Consider the following 6,993-nt stretch of genomic DNA (forward strand, 5'->3'; position numbering starts at 1 on the left):
GAACAGGACCGTGAAACGATTACGCGCCAATGATAGTGCTGCAACCAGTGTGAAAGTAGGTTATCGTCAGGCTTTTATTCCGCATACCCCCGCTCATTTAATTGAGTGGGGGTTTTGCTTTTGTGCGGACGAAAATACGCCGACCAGTAACTACGCAGTAACAAGCATCAAAAGAATCAAAAACTACGTCAAGACCCCTCAACACAGAGGTACCGAGACACAGAGCTTCACAGAGGAAGGCAAGAACAGCAGAAAATGAAGAGAAATCTCTACTTCTACTCTGTGTCTTTGCTTTTTTATTTCATTCTTGGGACTATATAGCTCCCCTGACGCAGTAGGGTGCGCCGTGCGCACCACCGGCTGATCACTTATTCTCTCTCTTGATTACCGGCACGGCTCACCAGCGAACGACACTGGGCTCCAGCCTGCGCTGGAGCGACGAATTTGAGAGCAACGCTCTTGCAACCTATGCGACTGGCTGCCAGAATCACTATCATTGTTGAAGCTGTCGCTCAAATCTTTGCGTCCGCATGCGCGTATTTCAACGTGAAAACTTAATATCGTCGCTCCTGCGCAGGCAGGAGGCTACCGGGCTGGTGTTCCAGCGGCTTTCGTGGATTAGGAGGGATGTTCGCTTATGAGCTAATAAAGTATGTGCAGAAAAACAAGCCTTAGTCCTGATACGACTGATGATGTCGGAGATGAAGAGGATTCGCATGACCATGCTGGTTACTCATACCGGACATGAATCACGAACTTATAGACAATAAAAAAGGAGCTTACGCTCCTTTTTATTTAGCAAATGCAAATTGCGTATAGTTACTTAGAATGCGTACCCAGCCTTCAACACCGCAAAATTCACACCAGGATTTGGATGTTTAACGCCACCATTTGAATAATGCTGGATCTTGAAGCTCAAATCCCAGCCGTCTTTGGTGACATAACCGACGCCGATATGGTCACCGAACTGGAAGTTGGTCGAAAAATGGCGGCTGTTGTTGTCATAGATTTCTGACAGCATGTGCAAGCCTATGCCGGCTTCGCCATAGACACCTTTTTTGCTATCATTTTGAAAGCGGAAGACGGGAGTAACGCCTATATCTGCCAAATTCTGTGTGCCGCCCTTGCCTTCGAAATTACTGCCACGCCATTGCGCAAGGGTATAGTCCCAGTAGCCGCCGACGTGTGTGCCATTGGAGGAAAACCATTGGTTGGACCAGGCGGATTGCAAGCCAAGGCGCAGCATCTTGGTTTTATTTCCAGTGGCAAATTCCAGAGAAACAGTATCAATGGCGAATACGGATGAACTGGCGCACATGGCAGTGACGGCAACGGCAATTAAAGATGAGATACGCAGGCGCATAAAAAGGGCTTTCAGGTGAAAATAAGGAATCAATGGGACACTAATATAAAACCGCAGCCCCTATTGTAGCAATGTCTTGCAATGCGCTGCTAAGAGCTAGCGTTTACAATTAAGTTCCGACCATCATATCCGCATTAAAGGATCAGTGTGAAGACAGTATCTGAAACAAATATCGCTTTTCTGGGCACTGGTTTAATGGGTAAGCCCATGGCGCGCCGCTTGTTACTTGCAGGGTATCCAGTGACAGTATGGAACCGTACCCGCGCAAAAGCAGAAGCGCTCACAGCAGATGGCGGTATCGTGGCCGAAACGGCCTTGCTGGCAGTCCAGCAATCCCATGCGGATATCGTGATTACCATGCTGGAAGATGGCGGCGCTGTGACAGGTGTGATCGCACAAATCCTGCCAGCCTTGCGCGCTGGGAGTATCGTCATCGATATGAGTTCCATACAGCAATCGCAGGCACAGGCGTTGCATACCTTGCTGCAAACACAGGGTGTGCATTTTATTGATGCGCCGGTTTCTGGCGGTGTCATTGGTGCGGAAGCGGGCAGCCTGGCCATCATGGCGGGTGCAGATGAAGCAGTTTATCCAGAGGCGGTACAGGTATTGTCTGCCATGGGCAAGCCACAACGCGTGGGTGGCCCAGGTACAGGGCAACTAGCCAAACTCTGTAATCAACTGATAGTTGGTGCAACAATTAATATCGTGGCCGAGGCTTTATTGCTGGCACAGGCAGGTGGTGCCGATCCCGCAGCGGTTCGCCAGGCATTGCGAGGTGGATTTGCCGAGAGTCGTATACTGGAAGTGCATGGTCAGCGCATGCTGGACAGAACTTTCATGCCTGGTGGGCAGGTCAAAAGCCAGGCCAAGGATATGGAAAATATCCTGATCGCTGCACAGCATGCGGGCGTTGATTTGCCGATCACCAAACTGGTGACGGATGTCTATCGCAGCTTGCTGCCCGTTTATCCGCATGCTGATCATTCTGCAGCTTTGCTGGCACTGGAACATAAGAATCCGGGTAAGCGCTTGAGTGACAAGCAGGATATATTGCCAGAGTAGGAATGAATCTTTGCTGATGCGCAGAAAAACAGCATTTGTGTATCGGTAGCCATAACAGACTCTGGAATAAGATAGGTGCAATAGACGGACGCAATGCTTGATGCAGTACTAAGTGAAGAAGCAACACAGTAGTAAGTAAATAATTGAACCAGGATTACTATGAGCAGCAATATCGTCAAAGCCGTATGCCCACATGATTGCCCCGATACATGTGCCCTGCATGTGACTGTAGAAAACGGCGTCGCCACGTCAGTAAAAGGCGACCCTGCACATCCAACAACGGCAGGTGTATTGTGCACCAAGGTATCGCGTTATACAGAACGCACTTACCATGCTGACCGTCTGCTTTATCCACAAAAACGCATAGGCAAAAAAGGTGAGGGCAAGTTTGTCCGCATAACCTGGGAAGAAGCGATTGCGACCATTGCAGAAAAACTCAAGCCACTGGCTGCCAGCAATCCTCTGTCCATTCTGCCCTATAGTTATGCTGGCACCATGGGCCTGGTGCAGGGCGAGAGCATAGCAATGCGCTTCTTCAACAAGATTGGTGCTTCATTTTTGGACCGCACGATATGTGCGACAGCAGGTGGTGTTGGCTATAAATATACGGTAGGTACGCGGCAGGGCGCTGACATAGAACATACCCAGAATGCCAAACTGATTATCATGTGGGGCGGCAATCCTATAGCCTCTAATTTGCATTTCTGGATGCGCGTGCAAGAGGCCAAGCGCAATGGTGCAAAGCTGATCGCGATTGATCCTTACCGTTCACTGACTGCTGAAAAATGCCATCAGCATATTGCCCTGTTGCCGGGTACTGATTCTGCCCTGGCGCTCGGTCTCATGCATGTCCTAATACGTGAAGACTTGCTCGATCATGATTACATCGCAGAACATACCCTGGGCTTTGAACAATTGCGTGAACGGGTTGCAGAATGGACACCAGAGCGCGTCGCTGAGGTATGCGGTATCAGCGCCGATGAAGTCGTTCAACTCGCCAAAGAATATGGCGAATGCGGTAAGCGTGGTGAAGCTAGTATGATACGCATGAACTATGGCGTGCAAAGGGTGCATGGTGGCGGCATGTCAGTGCGCAATATCGCCTGCCTGCCTGCGCTGACAGGTGCCTGGCGTCATGCTGCTGGCGGCACGCAATTGTCGATGTCAGATGCCTTCCCCAAAAATACGGCAGCCTTGCAAAGACCGGATTTATTCCCCGAAGGTTTCCCTCGCCGCACCATCAATATGAGCACCATAGGTGATGATTTATTGCGTGAAGCCTCGGCAGAGTTTGGCCCCAAAGTCGGTGCCGTAATCGTCTATAACTCCAACCCCGTCGCCATCGCACCTGAGTCATCCAAAGTGGCGCAAGCCTTTGCGCGTGAAGACCTGTTTACAGTCGTTCTGGAACACTTCCAGACTGATACTGCAGACTATGCAGACATATTATTGCCAGCAACGACGCAACTGGAACACACGGACATTCATAGCACCTACGGCCATCTGTACATGATGGCGAATAATCCTGCGATTACCCCGCTTGGTGAAGCCAAACCGAATACCGAAATTTTCCGTTTGATTGCCAGGGCCATGGGTTTTGAAGATGCCTGTTTTGCAGACAGCGATGATGATATCGCCGCAATGGCCTTTAATAAAAATCATGCACATGCCGTACACTTCGACTGGTCTTCATTAAAGAAAACCGGCTGGGCCAAACTGAAGGTGGCAGACGCGCCGTTTGCCAATGGCGGCTTTGGTACACCATCCGGTAAATGCGAGTTTTATAGCGAGACCATGAAGCGCGATGGGCTAGACCCCTTGCCCGCTTACATCGCTCCCTATGAATCGGCGGCATCGAATGCAGAGCTGGCAGCGCGTTATCCGCTGGCCATGATATCTCCACCTGCCCGCAATTTTTTGAATTCCACCTTCGTCAATGTGCAAAGCCTGCGTGACACCGAGGGTGAACCGCATCTGGACATACATCCGCAAGATGCCAGCAGCCGCCATATCGTCCAGGGCGACAAGTTGAGGATATTCAATGACAGGGGCAGTTTTGAAGCAGTTGCCCGCGTCACTGACAAAGCCAGGCCGGGCCTGGTGGTGGGCTTGTCGATCTGGTGGAAAAAACTTGCGGATGACCACAAGAATGCCAACGAAGTCACCAGCCAGCGTCTGACGGACATGGGCGGTGGACCCACTTTCTATGATTTGCTGGTGCAAGTTGAAAAGTGCATACCAGCACCAACTGCCATACCGACTACCGCAGCCTGATTTAACCTCATCACCATCAGCCACCCTCATCACCATCAGCACCTTCATCACCATTTAAAAACAACCGGAAAACGGCCTGTCACACTTGTGACGGGCAGGTGTTGTTGCATATCAAAAACAGTCTAAATTATTTCAAACCGAATTTGTTGCACTGCGGAATTCACCTAGAGGATGCTTTCAAGTAAGCTTTAAATCGCTTGCTTTAGCCGAACTTAGCCGATAGCATCGAAACTAGGAAACCCATGTCTTTCATACTTGTCTTTGTATTATCGCGAGCTGCGTAATTATGCTTGATGATGCGTGATGAAATATGCAAAGCAAGATGTGCAAGGCAAAGGCATAAAACAACAATCACAGGAGACGGAGAAGATATGGATAAAATTTGGCTGAAAAACTATCCTGCAGGTGTACCGGCAGAAATTGATATCAACCAGTATCAATCCCTGGTGCAAATGCTGGACGAGTCATTTCAGAAGTATGCTGCGCGTGATGCCTATGCCTGTATGGACAAGCGTATTACCTATGGCCAGCTCGATACCATGTCCAGGCAACTGGCCGGCTGGTTGCAAAGCAAGGGCCTGAAAAAAGGCGCACGCGTTGCCATCATGATGCCAAATGTCTTGCAATATCCTGTTGTCATGGCGGCGGTTCTGCGTGCCGGTTACACCGTGGTTAACGTCAACCCGCTATATACCCCGCGTGAGCTTGAGCATCAACTCAAGGACTCTGGTGCAGAAGCCATTTTCATACTCGAAAACTTTGCCACCACACTGGAACAGGTACTCAGCAAAACCGCAATCAAGCATATCGTTGTTGCCAATATGGGCGAAATGCTGGGCGGTTTGAAAGGAACTATCGTCAATTTTGTCGTGCGCCATGTCAAAAAAATGGTACCGGCATTTTCCTTGCCGAATGCTATCCGCTTCAATAAAGTGATGTCCGAGGCTGCAGGTACTCGTTTCACACCTGTGACGACTACACATGATGATGTGGCCTTCCTGCAATATACCGGCGGCACTACCGGTGTCTCCAAAGGTGCGACGCTCTCACATAAAAATGTCGTTGCCAACATCCTGCAAAACGATGCCTGGCTGTCACCCAGCATGGCCGGTCACACCGATGAACAGAAAGTCATCGTTTGTGCCTTGCCGCTGTACCACATCTTTGCGCTGACTGTCTGCAGCCTGCTTGGTACCCGCATCGGTGCCTTGAATTTGTTGATACCCAATCCGCGTGATATTCCTGGCTTCATCAAGGAACTGGGTAAATACAGAGTGAATATTTTCCCTGCGGTAAATACCCTGTATAACGGCTTGCTGAACAATTCAGGCTTTGCTGCACTGGATTTTTCTGGTTATGAGATATGCAGTGGTGGTGGCATGGCTGTGCAAAAAGCCGTGGCCGACAAATGGCTGGCAACTACTGGCTGCGCCATTGCCGAAGGCTATGGCTTGTCCGAGACTTCACCTGTTGCCACTGCCAACCCGGCTGATACCAAGGTATTTTCTGGCACCATAGGCATGCCTATTCCTTCTACAGAAATAGCCATCCTGGATGATGATGGCAACCCGGTTGCTTTGGGTGAACGCGGTGAAATCGCCATCCGTGGCCCGCAAGTCATGGCTGGTTACTGGAACCGTCCTGAAGAAACTGCCAAGGTCATGACGGCAGATGGTTTCTTTAAAACCGGTGACGTTGGCATCATGGATGAACGCGGTTATACCAAGATTGTCGATCGCAAGAAAGACATGATCCTGGTATCTGGTTTCAATGTCTATCCTAATGAAATTGAAGAAGTCATCGTCATGCATCCAGGCGTGCTGGAGTGTGCCTGCGTTGGTGTGCCGGATGAAAATTCTGGTGAAGCGGTGAAATTGTTTGTCGTGCGCAAAGATCCTGCACTGACAGTCGATCAGCTCATGGATTATTGCAAGGAACAATTCACTGGTTACAAGAAACCAAAGTACATCGAGTTCCGTACCGAGTTGCCTAAGACTAATGTGGGCAAGATTTTGCGTCGCGAATTACGCGACGAGAAAAAAGCCTGAGCACCTCGCTCTTGATACTAAAAAAGGAAGGCAATGCCTTCCTTTTTTTATTGCACATGACCCGTCCTGATTAAAGTTGACACTTTTCTAGAGCCTGAAAGGAAAGTGAGATGGACACAGGGATACGCAGGAGTCAGCGAGATTACACGCTGACTTTTAAATTATCAGTAGTAGAGCAAGTAGAAAAAGGCGAGATGACCTATGTAGAAGCTCAGCGCCGGTACGGGATACAGGGGAGATCAA

5 protein-coding genes and 1 pseudogene are annotated in these 6,993 nt (G+C 49.7%); 5 read left to right on the plus strand and 1 reads right to left on the minus strand.

From position 1 onward, the window contains the following. A partial coding sequence (locus tag ACO0LL_RS30170) for a hypothetical protein (protein ID WP_422954514.1) occupies window positions 1-259 on the plus strand: 259 nt, incomplete at its 5' end. 564 nt (window positions 260-823) lie between these two features. On the opposite strand, the gene ACO0LL_RS30175 is transcribed toward ACO0LL_RS30170, so the two are convergent. Next, a complete protein-coding gene (locus tag ACO0LL_RS30175; RefSeq protein ID WP_422954515.1) occupies window positions 824-1,363 on the minus strand; it encodes an acyloxyacyl hydrolase in 540 nt (179 codons plus the stop codon). Window positions 1,364-1,510: 147 nt separating this feature from the next. On the opposite strand from ACO0LL_RS30175, the gene ACO0LL_RS30180 reads away from it, so the two are divergent. The 4 genes and pseudogenes from ACO0LL_RS30180 to ACO0LL_RS30195 form a co-directional block, all read left to right on the plus strand. After that, on the plus strand, window positions 1,511-2,428 hold the full coding sequence (locus ACO0LL_RS30180) for an NAD(P)-dependent oxidoreductase (RefSeq protein ID WP_422954516.1): 918 nt from the start codon (window positions 1,511-1,513) through the stop codon (window positions 2,426-2,428). Between the two features lie 159 nt (window positions 2,429-2,587). Further along, window positions 2,588-4,702, plus strand: a complete 2,115-nt coding sequence (locus ACO0LL_RS30185; protein WP_422954517.1) for a molybdopterin-containing oxidoreductase family protein — start codon at window positions 2,588-2,590, stop codon at window positions 4,700-4,702. Between the two features lie 371 nt (window positions 4,703-5,073). Further along, complete coding sequence (locus ACO0LL_RS30190; RefSeq protein ID WP_422954518.1) at window positions 5,074-6,750, plus strand: long-chain fatty acid--CoA ligase; 1,677 nt, start codon at window positions 5,074-5,076, stop codon at window positions 6,748-6,750. Window positions 6,751-6,860: 110 nt separating this feature from the next. Further along, window positions 6,861-6,993: pseudogene (locus ACO0LL_RS30195) on the plus strand (IS3 family transposase); the annotation flags it as partial.

This window comes from Undibacterium sp. TC4M20W (assembly GCF_049340245.1).
Classification (GTDB): Bacteria; Pseudomonadota; Gammaproteobacteria; order Burkholderiales; family Burkholderiaceae_D; genus Undibacterium.

Bases quoted from the DNA above. Each gene is read 5' to 3' on its own strand.
- ACO0LL_RS30175 (WP_422954515.1), bottom strand. From the start codon at position 1,363: ATGCGCCTGCGTATCTCATCTTTAATTGCCGTTGCCGTCACTGCCATG.
- ACO0LL_RS30185 (WP_422954517.1), top strand. From the start codon at position 2,588: ATGAGCAGCAATATCGTCAAAGCCGTATGCCCACATGATTGCCCCGAT.
- ACO0LL_RS30190 (WP_422954518.1), top strand. From the start codon at position 5,074: ATGGATAAAATTTGGCTGAAAAACTATCCTGCAGGTGTACCGGCAGAA.